General features: G+C 46.7%; 27 protein-coding genes. 15 read left to right on the top strand and 12 right to left on the bottom strand.

What is annotated here, in order from left to right; translation table 11 throughout:
- Window positions 1–189 precede the first annotated feature (189 nt).
- The 6 genes from ACR8BL_RS18920 (at window position 190) to ACR8BL_RS18895 (ending at window position 5,037) form a co-directional block, all read left to right on the top strand.
- Window positions 190–1,731, top strand: a complete 1,542-nt coding sequence (locus ACR8BL_RS18920) for an FAD-dependent oxidoreductase (RefSeq protein WP_434749043.1) — start codon at window positions 190–192, stop codon at window positions 1,729–1,731.
- Between the two features lie 290 nt (window positions 1,732–2,021).
- The gene (locus ACR8BL_RS18915) at window positions 2,022–2,351 is read left to right on the top strand and encodes a PadR family transcriptional regulator (protein ID WP_434749042.1); all 330 of its coding nucleotides are present in this window, start codon (window positions 2,022–2,024) and stop codon (window positions 2,349–2,351) included.
- A complete protein-coding gene (locus ACR8BL_RS18910; protein WP_434749041.1) occupies window positions 2,344–2,949 on the top strand; it encodes an HAAS signaling domain-containing protein in 606 nt (201 codons plus the stop codon). The genes ACR8BL_RS18915 and ACR8BL_RS18910 overlap by 8 nt, the downstream gene beginning before the upstream one ends.
- Window positions 2,946–3,851, top strand: coding sequence for a DUF4097 family beta strand repeat-containing protein (locus ACR8BL_RS18905; RefSeq protein WP_434749040.1), 906 nt, complete (start codon window positions 2,946–2,948; stop codon window positions 3,849–3,851). Before ACR8BL_RS18910 ends, ACR8BL_RS18905 begins: the two co-directional genes overlap by 4 nt.
- An 83-nt stretch (window positions 3,852–3,934) precedes the next feature.
- Window positions 3,935–4,654, top strand: a complete 720-nt coding sequence (locus tag ACR8BL_RS18900; RefSeq protein ID WP_434749039.1) for a 3-ketoacyl-ACP reductase — start codon at window positions 3,935–3,937, stop codon at window positions 4,652–4,654.
- A gap of 158 nt (window positions 4,655–4,812) precedes the next feature.
- On the top strand, window positions 4,813–5,037 hold the full coding sequence (locus tag ACR8BL_RS18895) for a hypothetical protein (RefSeq protein WP_434749038.1): 225 nt from the start codon (window positions 4,813–4,815) through the stop codon (window positions 5,035–5,037).
- Window positions 5,038–5,113: 76 nt separating this feature from the next.
- On the opposite strand, the gene ACR8BL_RS18890 is transcribed toward ACR8BL_RS18895, so the two are convergent.
- Together ACR8BL_RS18890 and ACR8BL_RS18885 are read right to left on the bottom strand one after the other, a co-directional pair.
- Window positions 5,114–5,662: a helix-turn-helix domain-containing protein gene (locus ACR8BL_RS18890; RefSeq protein WP_434749037.1), complete on the bottom strand. Its 549-nt coding sequence runs from the start codon at window positions 5,660–5,662 to the stop codon at window positions 5,114–5,116.
- Window positions 5,663–5,703: 41 nt separating this feature from the next.
- Complete coding sequence (locus ACR8BL_RS18885) at window positions 5,704–6,072, bottom strand: glyoxalase superfamily protein (protein WP_434749036.1); 369 nt, start codon at window positions 6,070–6,072, stop codon at window positions 5,704–5,706.
- Window positions 6,073–6,381: 309 nt separating this feature from the next.
- On the opposite strand from ACR8BL_RS18885, the gene ACR8BL_RS18880 reads away from it, so the two are divergent.
- The 4 genes from ACR8BL_RS18880 to ACR8BL_RS18865 all read left to right on the top strand — a co-directional run bounded on the left by ACR8BL_RS18880 (window position 6,382) and on the right by ACR8BL_RS18865 (window position 10,023).
- Window positions 6,382–7,059 (top strand): alpha/beta hydrolase, encoded by a 678-nt coding sequence (locus ACR8BL_RS18880; RefSeq protein WP_434749035.1) that lies wholly within the window; start codon window positions 6,382–6,384, stop codon window positions 7,057–7,059.
- The gene (locus tag ACR8BL_RS18875; protein WP_434749034.1) at window positions 7,056–7,829 is read left to right on the top strand and encodes a DODA-type extradiol aromatic ring-opening family dioxygenase; all 774 of its coding nucleotides are present in this window, start codon (window positions 7,056–7,058) and stop codon (window positions 7,827–7,829) included. Before ACR8BL_RS18880 ends, ACR8BL_RS18875 begins: the two co-directional genes overlap by 4 nt.
- A gap of 397 nt (window positions 7,830–8,226) precedes the next feature.
- A complete protein-coding gene (locus ACR8BL_RS18870) occupies window positions 8,227–8,838 on the top strand; it encodes an SMI1/KNR4 family protein (protein ID WP_434749033.1) in 612 nt (203 codons plus the stop codon).
- Window positions 8,839–9,048: 210 nt separating this feature from the next.
- Window positions 9,049–10,023, top strand: a complete 975-nt coding sequence (locus ACR8BL_RS18865) for a cation diffusion facilitator family transporter (RefSeq protein ID WP_434753173.1) — start codon at window positions 9,049–9,051, stop codon at window positions 10,021–10,023.
- 229 nt (window positions 10,024–10,252) lie between these two features.
- Here ACR8BL_RS18865 and ACR8BL_RS18860 read toward each other — a convergent pair whose 3' ends face one another.
- Entirely contained in the window at window positions 10,253–10,840 is a 588-nt protein-coding gene (locus tag ACR8BL_RS18860; protein WP_434749032.1) for an NAD(P)H-dependent oxidoreductase, read from the bottom strand.
- Window positions 10,841–10,974: 134 nt separating this feature from the next.
- Here ACR8BL_RS18860 and ACR8BL_RS18855 point away from each other — a divergent pair, with 134 nt between their 5' ends.
- Together ACR8BL_RS18855 and ACR8BL_RS18850 are read left to right on the top strand one after the other, a co-directional pair.
- Window positions 10,975–12,009: an AraC family transcriptional regulator gene (locus ACR8BL_RS18855; protein WP_434749031.1), complete on the top strand. Its 1,035-nt coding sequence runs from the start codon at window positions 10,975–10,977 to the stop codon at window positions 12,007–12,009.
- Between the two features lie 239 nt (window positions 12,010–12,248).
- Window positions 12,249–12,749: a hypothetical protein gene (locus ACR8BL_RS18850; protein ID WP_434749030.1), complete on the top strand. Its 501-nt coding sequence runs from the start codon at window positions 12,249–12,251 to the stop codon at window positions 12,747–12,749.
- 309 nt (window positions 12,750–13,058) lie between these two features.
- Here ACR8BL_RS18850 and ACR8BL_RS18845 read toward each other — a convergent pair whose 3' ends face one another.
- The 5 genes from ACR8BL_RS18845 to ACR8BL_RS18825 form a co-directional block, all read right to left on the bottom strand.
- The gene (locus tag ACR8BL_RS18845; protein ID WP_434749029.1) at window positions 13,059–13,763 is read right to left on the bottom strand and encodes a lysostaphin resistance A-like protein; all 705 of its coding nucleotides are present in this window, start codon (window positions 13,761–13,763) and stop codon (window positions 13,059–13,061) included.
- A 409-nt stretch (window positions 13,764–14,172) separates the two neighbouring features.
- Window positions 14,173–15,246 (bottom strand): ABC transporter substrate-binding protein, encoded by a 1,074-nt coding sequence (locus tag ACR8BL_RS18840; protein WP_434749028.1) that lies wholly within the window; start codon window positions 15,244–15,246, stop codon window positions 14,173–14,175.
- Window positions 15,243–16,052, bottom strand: coding sequence for an ABC transporter permease (locus tag ACR8BL_RS18835; RefSeq protein WP_434749027.1), 810 nt, complete (start codon window positions 16,050–16,052; stop codon window positions 15,243–15,245). The genes ACR8BL_RS18840 and ACR8BL_RS18835 overlap by 4 nt, the downstream gene beginning before the upstream one ends.
- Entirely contained in the window at window positions 16,027–16,860 is an 834-nt protein-coding gene (locus ACR8BL_RS18830; RefSeq protein WP_434749026.1) for an ABC transporter permease, read from the bottom strand. Before ACR8BL_RS18830 ends, ACR8BL_RS18835 begins: the two co-directional genes overlap by 26 nt.
- Window positions 16,850–17,959 carry an ABC transporter ATP-binding protein gene (locus ACR8BL_RS18825; RefSeq protein WP_434749025.1) on the bottom strand — a complete coding sequence of 370 codons (1,110 nt, stop codon included), beginning with the start codon at window positions 17,957–17,959 and terminating at the stop codon, window positions 16,850–16,852. The genes ACR8BL_RS18830 and ACR8BL_RS18825 overlap by 11 nt, the downstream gene beginning before the upstream one ends.
- 251 nt (window positions 17,960–18,210) lie before the next feature.
- On the opposite strand from ACR8BL_RS18825, the gene ACR8BL_RS18820 reads away from it, so the two are divergent.
- The 3 genes from ACR8BL_RS18820 to ACR8BL_RS18810 all read left to right on the top strand — a co-directional run bounded on the left by ACR8BL_RS18820 (window position 18,211) and on the right by ACR8BL_RS18810 (window position 20,165).
- Complete coding sequence (locus ACR8BL_RS18820) at window positions 18,211–18,444, top strand: hypothetical protein (protein ID WP_434749024.1); 234 nt, start codon at window positions 18,211–18,213, stop codon at window positions 18,442–18,444.
- Between the two features lie 99 nt (window positions 18,445–18,543).
- Window positions 18,544–18,738, top strand: a complete 195-nt coding sequence (locus tag ACR8BL_RS18815; RefSeq protein ID WP_434749023.1) for a hypothetical protein — start codon at window positions 18,544–18,546, stop codon at window positions 18,736–18,738.
- Between the two features lie 146 nt (window positions 18,739–18,884).
- On the top strand, window positions 18,885–20,165 hold the full coding sequence (locus ACR8BL_RS18810) for an MFS transporter (RefSeq protein ID WP_434758262.1): 1,281 nt from the start codon (window positions 18,885–18,887) through the stop codon (window positions 20,163–20,165).
- A gap of 40 nt (window positions 20,166–20,205) precedes the next feature.
- Here ACR8BL_RS18810 and ACR8BL_RS18805 read toward each other — a convergent pair whose 3' ends face one another.
- From ACR8BL_RS18805 to ACR8BL_RS18790, 4 genes are all read right to left on the bottom strand, one after another.
- A complete protein-coding gene (locus ACR8BL_RS18805; protein ID WP_434749021.1) occupies window positions 20,206–21,459 on the bottom strand; it encodes a nitric oxide synthase oxygenase in 1,254 nt (417 codons plus the stop codon).
- Window positions 21,460–21,586: 127 nt separating this feature from the next.
- The gene (locus tag ACR8BL_RS18800; protein ID WP_434749020.1) at window positions 21,587–22,066 is read right to left on the bottom strand and encodes a Dps family protein; all 480 of its coding nucleotides are present in this window, start codon (window positions 22,064–22,066) and stop codon (window positions 21,587–21,589) included.
- Between the two features lie 399 nt (window positions 22,067–22,465).
- Window positions 22,466–23,206, bottom strand: coding sequence for an HAD family hydrolase (locus ACR8BL_RS18795; RefSeq protein WP_434749019.1), 741 nt, complete (start codon window positions 23,204–23,206; stop codon window positions 22,466–22,468).
- 565 nt (window positions 23,207–23,771) lie between these two features.
- Window positions 23,772–24,059 carry a DUF2294 domain-containing protein gene (locus tag ACR8BL_RS18790; protein WP_434753172.1) on the bottom strand — a complete coding sequence of 96 codons (288 nt, stop codon included), beginning with the start codon at window positions 24,057–24,059 and terminating at the stop codon, window positions 23,772–23,774.
- Between the last annotated feature and the right edge of the window lie 12 nt (window positions 24,060–24,071).

Raw genomic sequence — 24,071 nt, 5'->3', positions numbered from 1 at the left:
TTACTATAAAGCATTCTGAAGCAAAAAAACAGAGGGCTGCCTGAGGAAAATGTGACTCTTCCCTCCGTAAAATATACCGTCGTTCGTTTTTTTCTGGCATACTCTGGCAATCCTGATTAGAAGTACAGGGATGTAAGCACCTAAACATCCCCTATTATGCTGTGATCAAGACTAGGAGGAAGAACTTAAATGAGTGACAACGAACCGTTGAAGTCAAACTTGCCGCCCTTTCCGGAATCCTTATGGCGTGCCGCGAATACATTGGAAACCTATCCAAAATTGACAGAGGACACCACTGCTGATGTAGCGATTATCGGAGCTGGAATCGCAGGTATCACAACAGCCTACTTGCTTGCACAGTCTGGTCTTAGTGTTGTATTGCTTGAAGCGGGCAAAGTACTGGATGGCACAACCGGACATACAACAGCCAAAGTATCTGCACAGCACGGCGTCATCTATGATGAAATCATGCATCACTTCGGACATGAGCAGGCACGAATGTACTATGAAGGGAATGCAAATGCAGCGAGTTGGATGCGCAGTCTGGTTAAGGAAAAGCAGATTGAATGCCAATGGGCCGATGAGGATGCCTATGTCTACATTCAATCGGAGGACAATATCAAAAAGCTGGAGATCGAGTTGACCGCTTATGGCAAACTGAACATCCCTGGTGAATGGACAGACCCACTTCCGATCCCTGTCCCCGCCAGAGCAGGCATTCGTATGCCCGGACAAGCACGGTTCGATCCGTTAGCTTACCTGCATTACTTGCTTGCTTCAGCCGTAAAGCAAGGGGTCCGTGTGTATGAACATACAACGGTAACCGATGTGGAAGAAGAAGCCTCTCTGAAAATAAGAACCTACAATGGTTCATTCGTGACGGCCGAGCATATCGTTGTCGCTTCCCATTTTCCTGTATACGATCCCGGATTTTACTTTACGCGACTTCATGCAGAACGCTCCTATGCGGTGATGGTTGAACCTGAGAAACCGTATGCAGGCGGCATGTACATCTCCGACGATGATCCGGCCCGTTCACTCCGTGCTGTTATTCATCATGGTAAAGAGCACATTCTATTCGGTGGAGAAAATCATAAAACCGGACAAGGCATCTGCACCTTTGGTCACTACGAGCGCCTGGAGCAATATGCAGCCGAAACGTTTGGTATTCGTAACATCCCGTTTCGCTGGTCTGCCCAGGACCTTATCTCTATAGATAAAGTGCCATACATCGGGCCGATTACCGGAAGACATGAACGGATCTATGTCGCTACAGGTTTTGCCAAATGGGGCATGACCACGGGCACGATGGCAGGACATCTGCTGGCGGATCGTATTATCGGGCGAGACAATCCTCATGCCGAAGTATTTGATCCAGCCAGATTTAAAGCCGATCCGGGTATGAAGAACTTTATCGTAGAAAATGTCAATGTCGCGAAGGAGTTAATCTCCGGTAAGGTCGGTATCGTGCACAAAAATATAAATGAAATCGGCAATGACGAAGGTGCCGTCGTGCGTCATAATGGCAAAAGAGCCGGTGCCTATAAGGACACCAGCGGCAAACTGTTTCTCGTCGATACAACCTGCACCCATCTGGGATGTGAGGTGGAATGGAACAATGGTGAACGCTCATGGGATTGCCCATGCCACGGCTCCCGTTTCAATTATGAAGGCCACGTGATCGAAGGCCCTGCTGTAGAAGACTTACCTATTCTGGATGTGCAGCAGTAACTTCGGGCAATTGCACGACATGAAACACAAGGAAGCAGTTGGAAACGTAAACGTGCACCCTCTACTCCATCTTATGAAACGTACGCTCTCCATGCCGTACATCTCATCTCTTAGACCGGATCGGTTATCCGTCTCCAGACGGAAGTAACCGATCCTTTTTGTGCGTATACTGATGTAGAAGTGATTTATAAACACTACCTTGCATTAAACACTACCGAGTGCTATGATGATTTCAACACTACTGAATAATACACACTAGTAAACATCGAAACAACCGAGGAGGAACCTGTGTGAATGTGAATATCCAGTTCAAAAAAGGAGTGCTGGAGCTGTGCGTCCTGGTCTTGATTCATCGTCAGGATCGGTATGGCTATGAACTGGCTCAGGCGGTCTCCAAACATATCGAAGTAGCTGAAGGTGCACTATACCCTTTACTTCGCCGACTAGTGAACGAAGGGTACTGTACAACTTATCTTCAAGAATCCAGTGAGGGACCACCGCGCAAATATTATCGCCTGTCCGATAAAGGCCGTGAATATATGACAGCATTAACGATGGAATGGCAGACTTTTGTGCGCAATGTCGCAAATCTGATAGAGGAAGGAACCCAAGATGAATAGACAACAATTTATGCAGGCCATGGAGATGTATTTACGTCCGATGGATCGAATGGAACGGGCCGAACTGCTCACAGATTATGATCAGCATTTTACTATGGGGCTACGTGAAGGCAAATCAGAGGAGGAGATCGCACAAGAGCTTGGTAGCCCAGAAGAAATTGCCCGTGAAGCGCTCGGCGAACGGTACGATGCTCATACGAATGCTGAGATGTCTGCTACGGATCCCTTCTACGCCACCACGTTTAAAGAGATGCGACCACCGGAGAGCAGAAATCGGGCAACTCGGAATTTTTTTGTGGCTACCGGCCTGATCTTCCTTAATCTGATGTTTGTGATCCCCATTGGCCTTAGTCTCTGGTCAGTATGGCTCATTATAGCAAGTATGTCCTTACTGACTCTGGCTCCTGTTGCTGCTGCTGTCGACTATCTGTTCCTGAATCACCTCGAAAAAGCAGAAATTTTTGTTGCTATTGGTCTGTTCGGCATTGGCATTTTATTTGCGATCGCCTCCAAATTTGTTTTTAGGGCATTTAAAAACATCACACTTCAATATATCCGTTGGAATGCAAGAGTGATAAAAGGGGATGTTTCCGTATGAGTACCAAAAAGTGGATTGCACTAGCTATCGTCTGTATTGGAATTGGTTTACTTGGAACATCGATCTATGGCGTTCAGTTCGGAGATAAACGGGAGGCTTACGCCAAAAGGTGGGATTTCTCTCAGGGAGAACTGCAGAACCTTCAGATGCATGGTAACTTTGGAGCGAATATCGAATTTGTTGTCAGCCCCGATCACCAAGCGTACATCGAAGTGGACGGCAAATGGAATTCCACGGTAATTGAAAGTTTCGAACAAGCACAGCTCGTCAATGGCACATTCAAGTTAGGACAGAACCAGCGTGAACCTTTCCAATTTTTTACCCTCCATTGGGATGATCGAGATTCTAGAATTACAGTAGCTTTACCACAAGAATATCACTTGAATGATGTCACATTGCAATCTTCCTCAAGTGACTGGGATCTGACCGGCTTAAATGCTCAATCACTGGAGATGAAAAATTCATCGGGCTCCATTCGTTTACATGAAATCAAAGTTCCTCATATTGAGTTGTCACTGACCTCCGGGGACATTGAAGCTTCGAAGATTAATGGCGATATGACGGTAAAACAGACATCAGGAAGCTTTACTGCAGAACAGGTCGCGGGAAAGGTAAACACCAAGATTGAATCAGGGGATATCGAGATTACGAAATTAAATGGTGCTGCGGATGCCGAATTCACTTCGGGCAGTATCCATATTGAACAGTCACATGCAGCTTCCATTAACGCTTCCGGAACATCGGGAGACATCTTCATCCAAACAGCTCCTGATTTTAAGGGCATCTATGATGCCCAGGCCACTTCTGGCGATGTTAATATACCTGAATCACCGGGGGTAAGCCAGGAACTGATCAAAGCACGTACGACCTCCGGCAGCATTAAAATTACTCAAGCACGATAAATGGTGATGAAGCATATTTCCGATCGTTGGGTAAAGTATAGTATAATCAAGTGCTAACCCAAATGCTGAGGAGGAATATTCCCATGGAACTTAAAAATAAAACAGCTATTATCACAGGTGCCGGTAAAGGTATTGGACGTGCCATCGCTGAAGCACTTGCCAAAGAAGGCGTTCATCTCGGACTGATCGCCCGCACGGCTTCCGATCTGCAAGCTCTTCAAGAATCTCTAAGTAAGGAATATGGCGTAAAAGTAACGAGTGCTGTAGCCGATATTTCGGATCGCTCTCAAGCTGAAGCAGCTGTAGCAGCCATTGAGATGGAGCTTGGCGCCGTCGATATCCTGATTAACAATGCAGGGATCGGAAGTTTTGGAACACTGCTGGAGATGGATCCTGAAGAGTGGGAACGTATCTTGCATGTGAATGTCATGGGTACATACTACGTAACTCGCGCCATTCTTCCAAGCATGATCAAGGAAAGCAGTGGCAGCATCATTAATATCGCTTCAACAGCAGGTGAGCGTGGATTCGCTACAGGTTCAGCGTATTGTGCCTCCAAGTTTGCATTGCTTGGTATGACAGAATCTCTGATGCAAGAAGTACGCAAATCCAATATTCGCGTCACCGCTCTGACACCAAGCACCGTGAATACAGAACTGGCTGTGAATGCCGGACTCAAAATCGGTGACGAAGAGCGCATGATGCAAGCCGAAGATGTAGCCGAGCTTGCGCTGGCAACACTCAAGCTGTCTGATCGTGTATTCGTCAAAGCCGCGGGCATCTGGACAACCAATCCACAGTAAGACGTGAGTGAAGGTTTGTCTTCACTAGCTTAAGATATCGGAGCCACCAACTAAAATACTGGTTGGTGGCTTTAGTTTTGTTATACATGTTACAATCTCAAAATGAGTTTGATATAATAGAGAGATAGGTATCAGTGTACGAAAGGTGGGCAAGCTAAGTGAATATAAATGTTATAAAACGTTATGAAAAGAGGGTGCTGTTCGTGAAGAAATACACTCAGAAGGAAAAGCTTATTGCACTTAAAAATGCCAAAGCCTCGCTTGCAATTGAAGGAATGTACCTTACAGCGCTAGAAGAAGACTTAATAATGGAAAGAATAAACGGCAGGATGAAAAATGAAGAATTCCTTGCTCAGGCAATGGAACTTGCCCGAAATGTATGAACAAATATTGTTATCCCACTCCGAACAGCACACTACTAACTAACGGAGGCATAACCCATCCAAATATGCCTCCTACTTACTTGTTCAACAGATGGTCCAGCTCCAATTCTTTGGACACCGCAATTAAAACAACCGCAGGCCCCTCACCGATATTAGTCACTTCATGCGGTACAATCGCGTTCCATGTAAACGAATCTCCTTCTTCCAACGTCTCGACATCTTCCCCCTGCTTTGCTTGGATGACACCTTGCAGTACCAGATGGCTTTCCTCTCCCGCATGTTTGCTGATCCCCGTCGAAGCTCCTACTGGCAGTTCTACAATGGACATACGCATCGCGCCTTTTGCCGTTAACTGCTGTACTTTGATCTGCCCGCTACCTGCTGTGGTTTCCTTGCGTTCATGCTTGCGCACCACATTCATACGCTGCTCCGACGTGAGTAATAAGTAAGGCAGCGGTACGCCGAGATAGTCCGCTATGCTTTCCAATGTAGCGATGGACGGTGATGTTTTGTTATTTTCCACATTGCTAATGAAACCTTTGGATAACCCCGTTCCCTCACAGAGCTGCATAATCGTAATCTGTTTCTGTTTGCGTATCGTTCGAATGGCCAAGCCAATATCCATGTGACCGCCCTCTCTTCTCTCTAACTGCCGTTTCCTTGAAATCAAGATTCAACCAATGTCTCTACAAAAATAAGGCGATTGCCGAATGGATCGGTAATGGTCATTTCCCGTGAATCCCAAGGTTTTTTTTCGATACCCGGTCTCGCATATTTATATTTTTGCAAAGAAATCCGCTCATGCAGCTCCTCCAGATGCTCCGTCTCAATACGTAATGCCGCACCAGGAGTACAGTCTCCGTGATGTTCGGACAGATGAATGACAATATCTTCCTGCGATACCTGCATGTACAGCGGCATATCGGCCTCAAATCGATGTTCCCAGTCCACTTTGAAACCCAAGTAATCCGTGTAAAATTCCTTAGCCTTCGCTTCATCAAAAATTCTAAGAATAGGTACGATTTGTTTCATCATCTTCTTCACACCCTCCTCTACAGAAATAACAGTATAAAACTGCTGCTCAATCCAAGTTCCCTTATACAAAACATATTTTCATCATACAAAAAAAGTGTTGACCCTACAATGAAAGCATGATAAATTTTGTTCATCAATAAGAATATTATTTTCACATTGGTGAACTTTTTAGTTTTAGTTTAATCCATGTCACTACTTCGTTTCACTCTTTTGCTTCATTTGTTTGCTCTATGCATTTTTTTTGATCTATGCATTCATTTTATACATTTGATTCATCGTAACTCATATTCCACCCGGAGGTGTATTGGTTTGAATTCTTCTTACATTCATGAGGTGAAACTGCCTCCACATTACGATAAAGACCAGCAATATCCCGTTATTTTTGCCCTGCATGGCATGGGATCAGATGAACAGGACATGCTTCGGTTAATGGAGCCATTGTCTTCCGATTTTATTATTGTTGCCATTCGTGGACCTATTGTACAGGGCGGAGGCTATGCTTATTTTCAGATCAAAAGTATAGGAAACCCTGTACGCGAGTTATACGATGCCTCGGTTCATGGGCTGCAACAGCTCATCATCGAGCTGTCGGCTCAATATGCGATTGATCCTGCACGGCGTTATATCGTCGGATTCAGCCAAGGCGGCATCATGGCCATGACGCTGGCTTTGGTTATGGGTGATGCCATCAAAGGCATCGTTGCCATGAGCGGATACATTCCGCAGTTTGTGAAAGAGGAATATACGCTGCAACCTTCTTCCAACCTGTCTGCTTTTATCTCCCACGGAGATCAGGATCACCTTTTCCCGTTACAGTTGGGTGAAGATAATGCTGCATTTTTCCGGAGCCACACGAATCAGGTTACTTATGTACCGTACAACGGCGGTCACCACGTGACCCCTGAATTATATGCCAAACTCCAACACTTCCTTCGGACGGATGCCGGGGTAACTGCCGAAGACACGAAAGGAATGAATGAACGATGATGCCATCTTTCTTTATTGCTCATGGTGCCCCTTCACTGGTGCTGGAGGAGAATGCGTACACTGAATTTTTGCAAAAACTTGGGCAGGATCTGCCCAAACCTAAAGCGATCGTCCTGTTCTCCGCTCACTGGGAATCCACTACACAGCTCGTATCTGCTGTAACCGGCCCATATGACACGATCTATGATTTCGGCGGTTTTCAACCCGAACTGTACCAGATCAAATATCCAGCTCAAGGACATGCCGAACTGACCTCTGAGGTCGTCAAGTTATTCACCGAAGCCGGAATTCCGGTAAAGACCGATGATGTGCGTGGCCTGGATCATGGAGCATGGGTCGTGTTGCGCCTGCTCTATCCTGAAGCGGATATTCCGTTGGTGGCTCTGTCCGTTAACCGTTATCTAACCGGTGAGCAGCAATATCAAGTCGGCCAAGCACTTGCTTCTCTCCGTGAGCAGGATATTCTCGTCATTGGTAGCGGCGGGACGGTGCACAACCTGCGCCGTCTGAACTGGGAAAGTCAAGGCGTGGATTCATGGGCCATGGAATTCGATAACTGGCTACAGGATAAGCTGGAGCGCTGGGATACGGACGCCCTCTTCGCGTATGACAAGCTTGCTCCGTCTGCACAGGCTGCAGTTCCTACACCAGAGCATTTTGTACCACTCCTGATCGCCATGGGTGCAGGGCATGAGAAGAAACAGGCCTCCCTCATGTTCCGGGCGTATCAGCTGGGCAACTTGAGTTTGTCTTGCTGGAAATTTGAATGACATGAGATTTACTCAAAACATATAAAAAAGCGTGAGTCACAGGGAAATCCTGCAACTCACGCTTTTTTTTGCGATTTCTCTCCGAATCATAACTGAACACAATAGAGCACAAATGTACCTTGCCACATGATGATTAGCTCAATTTATTGAAATATCACTTGGGTCTATGGTTTCTTGTACGAGCTTCCAGAGTAAATCTATACTATAAGTGGAATTATTCATTCACACAACAAACGGAGAGGACAGAAGAAACCTGAAAAAGTGGAGCAGTCGCCTGAAAGCTTTCTGAAAGAAAGCTACATCGGAAGCCTACGCTTATCACCGAATTTGCCCTTCAGACGCATCGTCAGATGTAGTAGATGAACACTAAATATGAATTCACATAAGGAGGCGAAACATGATGTCAGAGCCGATATCAGAACAACGTATCGATGAACTAATGCATGAGTTGCTGGAACTGCTGGAAGAAAAGGTGCAGGATGAAGAAAACTTGGAGCTGCTGGAGGCCTACCGCGACCGGGAAGGGGCAACCGATGAGGAACTGGACGCATTCGAGCAACACTACGGAATACGACTACCCGCAGACTTTCGGACATTCTACAAACGTAAAAATGGCAGCGGATATGCCTTTCACGTCCTGTTTCCAGGTGATGCAGCACAAAACGAAGATACGGTCTTCTACATGTTATCTCTGGAACAAATGAAGAGAGACAACGACGGCACTGTAGAGATCCGGATGGAAGACTATTTTTCTGAAGAAGAGATGCGTGAGCTGGATCCGCGAATCAAGCCTTATCTGCATCAGAAGTCGTGGATTACCTTTGGTAAGCTGGGAGGCGGATCGCTGTATTTGATGATGGATTTTGACCCGACAGAGCAAGGAACGTACGGACAGATGATTATGTTCAAACACGATCCTGACTTTGTCTATTACGTAGCCGAAACCCTCACCGAATTGCTGGAGCAATCCAATCGTAACTTGCGTGAGATCGACGTGATCGAATACTAAATCAATTAGATTACATCCATTATATCGGCAAACATTGTCGTACGGATGGTGATATGATCATTTTTTTATAATGCTGGGAGTTGTAAAGGCAGTTATAATAACATTTAGTGGAAATGCACAAGCTACCGGAAGAAGGACTGTCTTTCTACATCAACTACATATCTGGGAGGAACTACCGAAGTGGCTGAACAACCGAAGTCAGAGAGCTTTATGTCTCTCATCAAAAAAGGAAATACATCCTCTGCTGTAGCCATGGCGGGAAACGCCGTACTTGCACTGTGTAAAGGGGGAGCCTTTATATTCAGTGGCAGTGGTGCGATGTTTGCATCTGCGATGCATTCACTGGCTGATGCCATTAACCAAGGGTTTGTATTTGTCGGAAGTGTATTATCCGAGAAACAACCCACACGCCGCTTCCCGACCGGATTTGGACGGGTCATCAATATTTTCTGCATGATTGCCGTTATTGTGGTGACGATCATGGCCTATGAAACGATTCACGAAGGTATCCATCTACTCCAGCATCCTGCTAGTCACTCAGGCGGACTGTGGATCAACATTGGTGTGCTTGTGCTTAATATTGTGATCGATGGAGCCATTCTCATCAAAGCGATGAAGGAAATTCTCAAGGAAGCCCGTGCGCCTAAAGCGACCGGATTTGCCCTCGTTCCTGCTGCCATCAAAAATGTAGGACGCGCTGCACCACCAACCCGCCTTGTATTTTACGAGGATGTCGTGGCCGTGCTTGGAGCAACCCTTGCGCTAGTGTCTGTTATTGTCATTGCACTGACGAACTTTGCCTTGCTGGACGGTATTGTAACTACCATCATTGGATGTTTGATGATCGCTGTTGCTTTCCGTGTCGGCTACGACAACATGATTGGTCTGATCGGTGTCGCCGCACCGCAGGATGTGGAGGACAAAGTGTCCAAGACGATTCTGGCAGACAGCCATGTGGCTGATATCCAAATGATGCGTATCATTCAGGAAGGCCGGTATTACCATGTTGAAGGTCTGATTGAGCTGACCAAAGGTCTCACTCTCGCGGATGCGGATGATATCAAGTTCCGGATACAGGAAAAACTGATGTTAGATCCTGATATTGCAGATGCAGCAATCTCCATTATTGAGGATGACGGTGTGAACAGCTGGGGCAAGAAACACTCGGATGTTTTGAAAAAGTAGTGAATTCACAATAGAATCACTGGATTATCGTAAAAAGATGTACCGCAAATAGACGAAGCAGGAATTACCCTGCCTCGTCTATTTTGTGTCTTTTTGTTCTGTATCTTTGACCCTTACTCTTTATGAGAGTTACTTATATGTTACTACCCATCTGTCGTGACTCTCTCTGAAACCATCCTTGGAAAATCACCTCTTAGGTTCTCTCCTTCAACCCATGCTGATCAGAAGATCAACGGGCGTGCTTCATTCCCATTTCATTCACCTTATCCAGCCATTTCTGACGGAACGCATCTGTCGACTTGCGGATTGGACTAATATCGGTCACACGTATAGGGGATACACCACTGAATTTAAGGATGTTGGATTTCATGATTCGGTGCCCTGCCTGTCTATATACCAGTTTATTGTACAAGCTTGGTGTATCCGATGTTACGATGAGGTGCGCAGACTTCCCCTTGAGCAATTTATCCCAGAGCGGTGAGTTGTCGCGATATCTCATAGCAAACCCGGGCAGGAAAATCCGATCAATAAAACCTTTCATTACAGCGGGCATCGTTCCCCACCACATTGGATAAACAAACACCAGATGATCGGCCCAACGGATCAACTCCTGCGCTTTCAGCAGATCAGGCTCAAGCTCTGTCCGCTGGCGATAGCCGTATCGCAGATTCGGATTAAACTCAATCTCGCTCAGATCGATCAACTTCACAGTCGCACCGGATTTCCTCGCTCCCTCTGCGTAAGACGTTGACAGTGCTTTGCAATAACTTTGCGGGTCAGGGTGACCGTTAATGATGAGAATTTTATTTGCATTCATACTTGTGTTCCTCCTGTATAATATGATCTATGAAGACCGATGAAACGGACATATCACAAGCATAGAGTGAACGAAGGTATAAACAAATGATCAAGGGCGCTGAATCATTGCGGATTCGCGCAAACGGAGGAATTATGAAACATCTCAATCAAAGTGTCTCGATTAGCATGGTGTACCCCATCCTGAAAACACTGGTGTATAAGGGTTTCGATCCCGAATCCTTTTTCAGAGACATGGAAATCGATCCTGTAATTACGGACAACCCGGATGCACGGATTCCCGTCAACGAACTGGAACGGATCATGCGGCGCGCCGCCGATTATACAAATGATCTGTATTTTGGATTACACCAGGGTGGACGGCTGGATTTTGCAGACTTGGGCCTGCCTGGGTATGTCATGATGCATTCCAAGACGATCGGGGATGCGCTGACGGCTTATCAGCGGTATAACGATATTTTGTATAGTGGATTTCAACTGGAGTTGGGAGTCAATGGACCGGATGTGATCATTCAGTTGTCTGTGCAAAATGAAGATATGCCTATGTCTCGTCATTGTGTCGAGGATATGGCTGTTTCTGTGCTGCATTTGATCAACAAGCTGGCTAATCGCCGGGCTGTCGTGAAAGAAGTACATTTCCGTCATGAGGCACCTGATGCTACCGGAGACTTCTCTCCTTACGTCACTTCATTTGGGGTCACTCCCCAATTTGATGCTGCCCATACCCACCTGCGTCTATCCAAAGATATTCTGACACAGCCTGTTTTGTATTCAGATGCCAAGATGTTAAAGGTGTTTGAGACGATGGCCGAGGAGAGCCAAGCCGATCTGTACTCCTCCCAGCCTTTCTCCAGCAAGGTGAGCCGTTGGATCACGGAGAGTCTGCCTTCCTTCTTCCCCACATTACAACATACGGCAGCACATCTAGGCGTGAGCATTCGCACACTTCAGAGCAGATTGCGTGAAGAAGGTACAACGTTCCATGAAATTTCTGTTCAGGTACGGAAGGAAATGGCACAGCGTTATTTACAAAGAGGCACCTATTCTGTGGGTGATATCGCTTATGCCCTGCACTTTTCAGAACAAAGTGCGTTTCAGAATGCGTTCAAAAAGTGGACCGGACAGACCCCTGGGCAATACCGGGCTAGCTTGGCTAGAACGCAGACATAAATAACGGCGTGGTACTATCAGTCAGGCATAACTGCCTGCTGCCATGGTCCCACCTCGTTCAATTGCCAGGATTTTGTAAAGAAATAAGAACGAATACAGCATACCTAGACTTTAGTCTAGGTTAAGGTTAACGCCAAAGACGGAGGTTGCCGTTTTCCAGTTCATGGTATGCTGTGAGTAACGAAAGCAAGGATACATAGGCACGGATGAAAGATTCCATATTCAAAAGGAGAGAAATTATGGCTAAACGTACGATTCTTGCACCTGTCCTGATTTTGCTGGGTGTGTACCTGATTCTGAATCAAGGCGGCACGATGGGGCCAGGCACAATCTTTGCTACCTTCTGGCCAACACTGTTTGTTATTCCGCTGGGTCTGTTCTTCCACTGGCTGTACTTCGCCATGATTGGCCGAGGGGTGGGGCTGCTCGTTCCAGGCGGCCTGCTGATGACCGTTGGTATCGTATGCCAGATTGCGATGCTGTTTAATAACTGGGGCACGATGTGGCCGGGATTCATTCTGGCGCCAGCTGTCGGTTTGTTCGAACTCTACTGGTTTGGCGGCCGGAATAAATGGCTGCTCATCCCGATTAATATTTTGACGGTTCTTTCGCTGCTGTTCTTCAGTGTGATGTCGATTGGCTCCGTACTAAGCAACATGAGTTATATCCAGCCGTTTGTAGCGATTGTGCTGATTGTGGGTGGGGCATACCTCATCATGGGGCGCAAAAAGCATATGTAGTGACGTGATATCCGATGAATTGGACTAGATTACACTAAGCCACTCCGGGGACAGAACAACTGCGGATCGCTGTTACCCTCGGATTTTTTTGAATCTCATATCTTATGAGAAAATCCAGTTGTAAAGGCGAGCGCTTCGCTTCCTTCGTCTGTCCTGTCCCCTCCGTTAACGTGTAATCTCATATTCATCGAATATCGCACTGCAAGGCTATTGCTATAAAACAGGTGAAAGAAGGTGAACATCCCCGATCTATATATGATCAGGGGATATTTTTATTTTTTATGGAGGATCTAATTTGGGTGGCACTGCCTATTGGCTTGGTTTCGATTGAATGGCGATGTTGTATTTGATCCAGAAAAAGAGGATCAACGGCAGGGCCGTGTTGGACGCGATAAAGAAAATCAGTGAAGGTAAACCGGCAAGTGGCATGTAGCTTAACCCTGTCACTTGAACCAGCAGCTGCTCGCCATTCGGACCATCAGAGAACAGGATCGATGATGCCCCGTTCCAGCCTAGATGGCTGCCGGCTGCAATAGCCATGGAACCGGATTTGGCATAGGCATATGCCCAAACGAATCCCATGATGAAGGTCGTGGCAAAGATAATGATCATAACCGGGATGTTGCCGATCACGCCGCCTGAGAACCAGTGATACATACCAAAGGCAACAGACGATAAAACAACTCCCCATCGCACTCCCAGCCAGTGAATCAGAAGCACAAGCAACGCACCGCGAAATAACAATTCCTCGAACCACACCGATTTGAAGTTCCACCAACTGGCAGCCCCAAAATCGGCCCATGAATAGCCCGGGTTTACCTGCCAGCTTGACATGGTAACCAAGGATTCAGTCCAGTGAACTGCCGAGGAGACAAGCATTCCCAAAAGCAAAGCTATCGTGAATTGTTGCAAGCGCAGCCCTGCTGGATGGTAACCCAGCACGGATAATGGCTCCCTGATCGTAAAGTGAAGCAAAAGCCAGGATATCAGGACAAGCACGATCATGCCTAACATTATGACCCTCCTTCCTACTTCATTTTAGTAACACAATTGAATTCCAACGTCACATCTACACCTTCAGAAATTCCGTTCCATTTCATCCCGTTCCGTTCCCCTCCATCCTGATATACTTTTCATATTCGGGGTTATGGGCTTTAGTACGCACGGATGTAAATAAAGTTCCCGGTAATCAGAACTCTCGGAACCGGAGCAGGCTATGCTCCAAGCTCTGTTCTAAGCGCTGTTCCACATCTCTTCGTTTTGTTTCCAAAGTACTTAGAGTACCTAGAATCCTTTCAACGTCAAACACCCCCTGAGCCACAATAGGCTCAGGGGGTGTTTGACGTGTAGTTGTTATATCCGTTGCAGATTCATGCTTTCTACGCATAGCGATGTTCCAGCCGTTTCGCACATTTGTGGGAAGTTATTTACTATGCATTTTAAACTCCAGGAACAAATCGTTATAATGCGATAGCATTTTTTTACCCAGATTGTTGTAAATCTCAAGCTTGCTTGTCAGTGTCTCGTCTGGATAGAAGCGTTCATCCTGCGAGATATCTTCTGGCAGCAGCTTAAATGCCTCCGCATTCGGTGTGGAATACCCCACATACTCGGCATTGCGCGCGGCATGATCCGGGTTCAGCATGAAGTTGATAAACTGGTGTGCTCCCTCCACATTTTTAGCTGTTTTCGGGATGACCATGCTGTCGAACCAGAGGTTGGAACCTTCCTCCGGCACCTTATAGTCCAGCTTATCGTTCTGATCCATAATCTCCGATGCATCTCCCGACCATACGAGACCAACTGCGGCCTCTTCGTTTGCAAGCAGCATTTTGATCTCGTCTCCAACGATGGCTCGCACATTAGGGGTCAATGTAGATAGCTTTTTAAGTGCAGCCTGGAGGTGGTCTTCGTTCGTGTCATTGAGCGAATAACCCAAACTGTTCAGACCCATTCCAATGACTTCACGTGCCCCGTCGAGCAGGAGGATTTGGTTTTTCAGACGCGGGTCCCACAAGTCATTCCAGCTATCAAACGTCAGACCACCCACCAGCTCTGGATTATACACAATGCCAACTGTTCCCCAGAAATACGGGATAGAGAATTGGTTATCCGGATCATAGTTCAAGTTCAGGAACCGGGCATCAATGTTTTTCAGGTTGGGCAGTTTGCTGTGATCGATCGGAACGAGCAGGTTTTCTTCTTTCATTTTGCTAATCGCATATTCGGAAGGAATCGCCACGTCGAACGTTGTGCCGCCCTGTTCAATCTTGGTTAACATCGCTTCATTGGAATCAAACGTCTGATAGATGACCTTCATGCCGGACTCTTCTTCGAATTCCTTCAAGAGATCCGGGTCAATATAATCGCCCCAGTTGTAGATGGTCAACGTGTTTCCACCGGAGTAACCCTGACTTTTGTTCAGATACGAAGCGAGAATCATCAGAGCGAATGCAGCCACAAACACAAGCGCGAATGTCCGTACCAGCTGTTTCATGGACGCAACCCCTTTCCTCCGGGTGGTATCCGTGTTGCACGGCGATTAATGAAGTAATATCCAACCACCAGCAGCACCGTAAGCAGGAACAGCAGGGTAGACAACGCATTAATGGACAGTGACACACCCTGTCTTGCTCTGGAGTAAATCTCCACCGAAAGCGTGGAGTAGCCGTTCCCCGTCACAAAGAAGGTTACAGCAAAGTCGTCGAGCGAGTACGTCAAAGCCATGAAAAATCCAGCGAAAATACCGGGCTTCACATAAGGTAGCACAACGCGCGTTAGAATTTGCCATGACCCTGCGCCCAGATCGCGAGCCGCATCCATCAAGGTTGGACTCATCTCCTGCAGCTTCGGCAGCACCATAATCACAACAATCGGCACACTGAATGCGATATGGGATAGTAATACCGAAGTGAAGCCCAGTTTGATACCAATCATCGTAAACAGAATCAGGAAGGATGCACCGATAATAACATCGGGACTAACAATCAGCACGTTGTTCAGGGATAACAGCGTGTTTTTGGTCCGTTTGCGACGTACATGATAAATCGCCAGTGCCCCTGCCACACCCAGAATGGTTGAAATCGCCGAGGACAACAGCGCGATAATAAACGTATTTAAGACGATAATCAGCAGCCGGGTATCCGCAAAAACTTCCTTGTACCATTTCAGCGTAAAGCCCTCGAACCCCCGCATATGGCCGCCACTGTTGAAAGAATAGAAGATCAGATAGGCAATCGGTGCGTACAAAATGGCAAATACAATCGCCAGATAGGCATTAGACAGCTTTCCGTTTCTTCCCATTTCGCACCTCCTTCTTGCCTGATCCAGTCAGAAACATAATGACCGCCATCGCGATAATTAAAAAGACAGCAATCGTTGAACCCATGCCCCAGTCCTGGGTCACGAGAAAATGTTGCTCAATCGCTGTACCCAGCGTAATAACACGGTTCCCCGCAATGAGACGGGTGATCATAAACAGGGACAACGCCGGGATAAATACGGCCTGACAGCCTGACTTCACTCCGCTGATCGTCAGCGGAAAGATCACGCGTCGAAACGTCAGCCACGATGAAGCGCCGAGATCCCGTGCAGCATAGATCAGGGATGGATTCATCTCTTCGAGCGCGTTAAAGATTGGCAAAATCATAAATGGAATGAAAATGTACACCGAAACAAAGATAAAGCTGAAGTCAGTGAACAAAATCTGCTGTGTACCAATGCCCACCACTTCCAGCAGAGAGTTGGTCAGCCCGTACGTACCGAACAAGCCGATGAAGGCGTACGCTTTTAACAACAGATTAATCCAGCTCGGCAAAATGATCAGCAGCAGCCACAATTGCTTATGCTTCGTTCGGGTCAGCATATACGCCGTTGGATACGAGATGAGCAGCGAGAACGCCGTAATCAGAAATGCGTACCAGAACGAGCTGAGCGTCATCTGCATATAAACTGGCGTAAAGAACCGCGCATAGTTGCCAAGTGTGAAGTTGCCCTCCACATCAAAGAACGAGTAATAAATGACCAGCAGCACCGGCGCTACAACGAACAACACCATCCATAACACATAGGGAATCAGATACGCATTGCGCGTGCTGTCTTTAGTCTGCATGAGCGGCCTCTTGATAAGCTTCGAGCCGTTTGTCGAACTCTTCCTCGGTTTCATTGAAACGCATAACATGAATGGCTTCCGGGTCAAAATAAAGCCCGATGCGCGATCCTACGACCGCTTTCTTCGTCGAATGAATCAACCATTCGTTGCCTGCGTCATCGTAGGTCGAGATTTCGTAGTGAACGCCGCGAAACAGCTGCGAGTCCACCTTCACCTTGAGCTTGCCTTGCTCCTCGGTTGTGATCTCGAAGTCCTCTGGCCGAATGACGATCTCAACGGGCTCGTCCTGCTGCAATCCCTGATCGACACATTCATACTGTGCACCTGCAAACTCAACAACAAAGTCCTGCTTCATCTTGCCTGCCACGATATTCGACTCTCCAATAAAGTCTGCCACAAAACGGTTAATCGGCTCATCATAAATATCATTCGGTGTGCCGCTCTGCTGAATAACACCGCCGTTCAGGACAAAGATTTCATCAGACATTGCGAGTGCCTCTTCTTGATCATGCGTAACAAAAATAAACGTGATGCCCAGACGTTGCTGCAACTCTCGCAGCTCATACTGCATCTCCGTACGCAGCTTCAAGTCGAGCGCTGACAAAGGCTCGTCCAGCAGCAGAATTTCCGGCTCGTTCACAATCGCACGGGCAATCGCCACACGCTGCCGCTGTCCGCCGGACATCTCCCCAATCTCCCGGTTCTCATAACCCGACAGATTGACAAACTTAAGAGCTTCCAGCACTTTGCTACGAATCTCGGATGTTTTCATTTTTTTAATCCGCAAGCCAAAGGCTACGTTCTCAAATACATTCAAATGTGGAAATAACGCATAATCCTGAAATACCGTATTCACCTGCCGCTGATGCGCGGGCACCCGGTTAATCAGTCTGCCGTTAAAATAAATGCTGCCCTCTGTCGGCTCCGCAAAGCCGGCGATTAGCCGTAATATCGTTGTTTTTCCACATCCGGACGGGCCGAGAAGTGTATAAAATTTACCACGTTCAATCTCAAAGCTGACAGCCTTCAATACAGCCTCATCCTGGTCGTATTGCTGCGTCACCCGCTCGAACCGTATGATCGGTTGTTGTTCTGACATGCTTCACGTCGCCCCCTTATCCTTGGGTTTATCCTAAGAAACCTAACCTATTATACACGACTTTGAATAAGTCATATCTCGAATATGATTAATTTACCCCATTTTCTTTTGTTTTGAAAGTTCCGTCGCTCACACACTTCATAACATTAATATGGAAATAAATCTATTTTCTTGATAATTAGTCTTCCATACAAACGAATTAATAGATTCGGAATAGTATATCGTATATCCAATTCAAGGAGGTAATTTTCATGGCTAACTACTTGTCCCCACTCTCTCCGAAGAGTAAAGCGGCAAACAAAAGCAAACTGGTTTCTAAAAACCGCGCGAAAAACAAATCCAAAAACAATGCAGGTAACACAAGCAAGTCACAGCATATTCAAGAAACCGTCGTTAATGTCATTCTGCCTGAATCTAAAGAGAAAGATACACACCATCATCATCCACACGGTCATTCTCATCACCACTGCAATCCTTACTGTTAATCTATCTATTTCATGATGTTGTTCTACTCTATAAGAATGGATAAATTCAAAAATAATATAAATGATGCAGATTATGCATTAATCAGGGAGGCATTCTTCATGGCTAACTTCTTCTCTCCACTCTCTCCAAAAAGTAAAGCTGCGAATAAAAGCAAACTGATCTCCAAAAACCGTGCGAAAAACAAATCCAAAAACAGCGCAGAAAACACAAACCACACAACCCATATTCAAAAAACCGTTGTTAATGTTGTTGTTCCTGACCATGAAAATAAACACCCTCACCATCACCACTGATTACAGACATTACTCACCATTGATGCAAATCCATGAAAGTTCTCAAAAAACGTAGCAGTTATTTATTCTGCTACGTTCCTTTTTGAGTTGTTTTGGCGTTGTTAGAAAGAATGAATGACGCCGGAACTCAATATCATGGAGATGAGGTGAGAATCATCATGGAGATGCGCCGTAATATGCCCCTGTTGATGGGGATCTGTTTTCTAAGCCAGATGGGCGGATTTATGATCCTGCCTCTCTTTCCACTATATATCGACAAGCTTGGGCTATCGGGCTGGGAGATGGGTTTAATCTTTGGCATGTTCTATCTAGGTAAAGTAGCCGGCGGGGTGCCCGCGTCTGCTCTCTATCACCGGGTAGGTGCCAAAATATCTCTGGCCCTTATGCTGCTAATGCTTGCCTTATGCACAGCAGGCTTTGCCATGACGACTGCATCCCTGCTGCTTGTTGGGCTGCGGCTAATGCAAGGAATAGCCTCAACCGGGCTGACCGTCATCGTACGTTCTATCATCAGTGATGGGGGAAATAAGGATAACCGGGGATTATACAATGGATATATCAGTAGCAGTGAGGGTGGGGGAATGATTCTGGGGCCAGTCATCAGTGGCTGGCTTGCACTCCATGTACCGTTGTCCGTTCCGTTCTGGCTGGTCGCATGTTGCTGTCTGGTGGCGATGATTGCTGTGACAGCCATGCAAAACGAAGCAACTCCTATGTCGTCCGGCTCAACACCATCTCCAGGATTGAAGAATAGTGAGACTGCCATCTTGGCTCCAGCAGAGCAAGCTTTTCAGCAGAAAGAGACTGCTCAGGATCATGCCTCGGATAATACACAGTCTGGCCCGAGTAGTAGTTGTGCGGGTTCTATTCCTGTCCCGCTCACGGGATATATCATGGTGCACGTTCTGGAGATGAGCGCCTATGCCGTCTTCCTGACGTATTTTGCACTCTATGCAACTCAAATCATGCAGTGGGATGCCTTTTCCGCCAGCTTAGCCTTTACCGTAGCCGGAATCTCTACTCTAGCCGCAGCGCCCTTTGTCGGTTTTCTTTCTGATCGCTTAGGTGATCGGCTTCTGCTGTGTATGCTCGGCATGTTATTAATCGGGGTCGAAGTCGTTGTATTTTTAAGTACGTCTGCCCATCTCTGGGTGTACATTGGCATGTTCATCGGCGGCATTGGCGGGGCTTGTTATATGGATTCCTTTTTTGCACATATCGGTGATCACACTCCTGAAGCGAATCGAAGCAGCGTCATTGGTAAAATAGTATCCTCAGCCGAGATTGGCTCCATCGCTTCTCCCCTGATTGCAGCGCTTTTGATGGAAACTTCATCGCTCAATGCTGTATTTGTCTTCAACCTCATTCTGATTGCGGCAGCCATCACCGTTCAAGCCATCATGCGGAGCAGGTATCGGATGACATAGTGATGCTGTGGCAGTCAAAAAATAAACCCGCTCACACAACTTAATGTGCAAACGGGCATTTCATTGATGCATTCTCCACCTGTGGCTGCGTAGCTCCATCTAACGGATGGTCTTGGTACTCTGGATAATCCGTGTTCTCATGGTGCTTGGGGTGCTGATCACTTCTACCCGCTTCTGCGGCAATAGCCATCCCATCTTCAAATCTGTATGCCGGGTCCTGATGAAAAAAGTTCGGCTTCACAATCGCATTACGATAGGAGCTGTGGAATATATGGGTAGTGGCTGGGGACACCGGTGGAATCAGCCACACCCAGTCTCCGGTCAGCTCGCGTCCAGCCTTCTCTTCCCGCTGTTCAAACAGAGCAAATTGTGCTGCAGCCGTATGATGATCCACGATACTCACGCCCGCTTTCTTGAATGAATGCAGCACAGCGACATTCAGTTCCACCAGTGCACGATCCTTCCATAGTGTCCTTTCACTCGACATGTTCAAGCCCAGTGCAGCAGCTACAGCGGGCAACTTGTTATACCGGAACGTATCGGCAAAGTTACGCGCGCCAATCTCGGTTTCCATATACCAGCCGTTGAACGGTGCAGCCGGGTAGTTAATGCCCCCGATTTCGACCCGCATATCAGCGATCATGGGCACGCCGTACCAACGCATGCCGAGTTTGGCGATCTCCGCTCGTTCCGGATGCTCAATGTGAACTTCTATGATTTCCTGCTCAGGTATCACATACCACACTGGAGCCTGTCCCTGAGCTTGAATAATGAGTGGCAGCACATCATAATCTCCACCAGCACCCTGCCAGCCAAGTGAACTGGCCGCTTTGGTCATCTCGACGGATGCAGGATCACCCACAATCCCTTGTTCTGTCTCATATCCCGCATAACGAATCAGTTGGTGATTCCAGATGCGAATCGGCGCTCCACTCGGCCCTTCCGGTGGCAAAATGGTGATAGTGGGGATGACCTTTCCGCCATTGGAAGCTGTATGGATATGATTCAGCACGGCCTGCGCAGCCGACCCTGCGGTATCTGCATGACGTGCATCCACGATGCGCAGCTTGTCCCAAAACAGCCGTCCGATACAGCGGTTGCTGTTCCGCCAGGCCATTTTACAGCCATGCTCCAGTTCTTCAGCGGTATGAGTGTAGGTTCCTGTTTTCTCCATCTCGTGTGCAATGGCAATAAGCCGGGCCTCCGCGTCTGCACGCGTATAGCCCAGCTCTTCGTAACTTGTATATATAAACCGTTCAGCTTCTACCTGCAATCGATCCAGGTCTGTCCGCATTGTTCATTCCACCATTCTGTACATCTTGGATGCCATTATTATACGTGAAGCACACCGGATTTGTAAGCGAACGGGACGTTTGTTCACGGACTCTACATATCGTTGTCAGGATACAGGTTAGCCTAGATTATTTGCCCAAAAATGCGTTTAACATCCAGATCTCTTTATCCAATGCAGCTGTGAACCCGATCATCATATCTTCGGTTGCATTATCTTCTGCTTCTCCAGCTTCATGAATGCCTTGACGAATGACATCCAGCATTGCATTCAGATCCGCAACAACCTGTTCAACCATCTGTTCAGCAGGCATATGTCCTTGTACCTCTTCAATTGGGGACAGGCGAAGTTGTTCTGCGATTGTTGCTACAGGACGACCTCCAATGGTCAGAAGGCGCTCAGCAACCTCGTCCATATTAGCCGTAGCCAGATTATACAGTTCTTCAAATTTGGCGTGAAGTGTGAAGAAGTGTGGCCCTTTAACATACCAATGGAAGTTGTGCAGTTTCGTGTAAAGGACAGACCACCCTGCGATCTGACGGTTCAAGACCTCTTGAAGTTTAGCTGTGTTTGTTACAGAAGTGTTTGGGTTAGTTTGGATTGTACTCATGGAATTTATCCCCTTTCGAATATCTCACTTTAGTTTTGTTTGTAATATGATTTGTTTGGAATCACTTCGTTATTCTCTTCTTTTAATTTAGACTTAATCTAAATCTTGTTTTAATTATAACACTGACTATTTACTTTGAAAAGAGCTTTGGCCTCTCTTTCAAATGAAGATTCCATGAAGCTGGGCTTCATGATGAACTTATGACTGCTTCCACTATGAACAAGGTTGCTCATGTAGTTATAACGCCAACCTTACCGACCTTCAGTGAACATTCTCACACGTCTGAGTGAAAATAAAAAACAGCCCTTCATCTGCAATCACAGATGACAGGGCTGAATGCGTTGTTACAACATGATGATTATTCAATTCTAGAAATGCTTAGGTTCTCCGTGTTCCCCCCTATGAACGAACCTGTTCAAACGTAAGAAGATGACTGATTCCCTCGTAGTTCCGTGCCGTAAAATGAGGTTGATGTTCCGATTCGGGCGATGCCTCACGGTGGTTGAACCAAATGATCTTCCAACCCGCATCAACCGCGCCAGCAACATCGTTGCGCCACGAATCTCCGATATAATAGCTGTGTTCTGCTGTCGTACCTGTCTGCTTATTCACGTGTTCAAACAGCCTGCCGTCGGGTTTGCCATAACCAACTTCGCCGGAGATAAAAATCAGTTGCTCGTCCACCAGACCGAACACATTCAACGCTTCTAACTTGCGCCGCTGATGCTGCCCTTCACCATTCGTAATCAAACCTACCGTGTGCCCCTTCGCCTGAAGTCTGCGAATCAGTTCATAGGCTCCTTGGAAAGGAGTAATCTCAAACTGTCTGCTTAGATACTTGCTCTGCAGTTCTTGTGCTTGTCCAGGCTGCAGCGCAATTCCGAACTCCTCCATGGTCAGCTCAAACCTGCGGTTTCGCATACGCTCCACCGCATCCGGTTCAGGAACTGCTGATAGATCTTCCTGTGCAGATAACCAGTCACTGTAGTACCGAAAACGATGATATGCCAATGCATAATCAAACGGTTCTGGCAATTCCAGTACTTCCTGCAATGCACCCCGAAGCGGCTGCAAATGATCATATAACGTATCATCCACATCAAAAAATATGGCTTTGGCTGTACGTGTGGTGTCCATCATCTGTGCTTGTCCTCCTGATCTGCTCTCTCTAATCTAATTCAAGTTCTAATCTATTCGTAGTATCTATTTAACACGTATTCTAAACTACTAATTATCAATTCATATGTAATCAGTGTAGTTTAAGAATGAGGGAGATTCAAGATGATTACCAAATCGAGAATTGCTCCAACAAGTTTAAAAGAGCAACTTAACAATTCCTCAAATTAAAACCTCACTGGCGAGATAATATCGGCTACACAGACAATGATCCTTTGCTGCGCCGCTCATCAAGGCAAGAACAACCCAACCATTAAGTTGAACGACATGGATAACACATCTTGCGTAAAAGACAGAAAGAACCTGGAGTAACGATGGGTTCGCCTTTATCCACAGATTTCCACCTTAATTAAAGGCAAAAAAAAATTTTGGGGATAACAGCAATCCAATGGTCTTTCTGATTTGCGAAGAATTGACTGTATTACGCAGGGCTAGTTCGACTTAAAAAACAAAAAGAAAAGCATTCTTGTATAAACAAGAACACTTTTCTTCGTAAACAAAGGAAAGCGACACCCGCTGCCGATCCATCCTAGGCCTGTTCCAGAATCACATTCGTGATCGCCCACTGGGTGGACGCATCATATTCCCGCAATATAGCTTCAATAGGCAAACCCATGTGTTGCTCGAGCTTCTCCCGGAATTTCTTCTTATATAAGACAGACATGCGGAAGTCCACTTCCAGCTTCAAGCCGGGGGCCTCCCCTTCCAGGGCATCAGAGCCCGGCGAACGTCGGTGCTTCGCGTAGAAGGTCACTATGTTCTGATCAATGGTCACTCTCAGGAGAGTTGTAACAAATCCGAATAGCTCCTTCGAGATTTCGTTATAACC

The organism is Paenibacillus amylolyticus (assembly GCF_051136285.1).
Classification (GTDB): Bacteria; Bacillota; Bacilli; order Paenibacillales; family Paenibacillaceae; genus Paenibacillus; species Paenibacillus amylolyticus_F.
Note: the sequence above shows the minus strand (reverse complement) of the source record. Positions and strands in the feature narration are given on the sequence as shown.